Source organism: Halomonas sp. SIMBA_159 (genome assembly GCF_046536035.1).
Classification (GTDB): Bacteria; Pseudomonadota; Gammaproteobacteria; order Pseudomonadales; family Halomonadaceae; genus Vreelandella; species Vreelandella venusta_A.
This window is the reverse complement of sequence record NZ_JAWJBT010000798.1, coordinates 1-264: the sequence shown is the minus strand read 5'-3', so window position 1 is coordinate 264 and position 264 is coordinate 1. Positions and strand designations below refer to the sequence as shown.

Genomic DNA, 264 nt, shown 5'->3' with positions numbered 1-264 from the left:
CAGATCCCGGATGCCTTTCACATCAGAAAACTTCAGGCTATCCATATGCCAGTGATGGTTATTGATCAGCTCATCATGAAACACCGCCTGGTATAAGGGCACTTTAAAAGCCGGCGAGAAGAACAGGGTTCGGTACGGCTCCTTCACTGTTGCCGGCTTAAAAAAGAACGCCGGCTTATTATCCGGGTACCAGGCGCCAAGGTAATAGTGTGACTGACGGTTATGCTTCATTTCTTTATCCGTCCAGCCAAATCCTGTGGTTTC

The 264-nt window shown here is 48.5% G+C and carries 1 protein-coding gene; it reads right to left on the bottom strand.

Annotation, left to right across the window (positions count from 1 at the left end; genetic code table 11):
* Nucleotides 1–264, bottom strand: a 264-nt coding sequence (locus R0J87_RS21410) for a glycoside hydrolase (RefSeq protein ID WP_498888814.1), incomplete at both ends; no start/stop codon positions are given.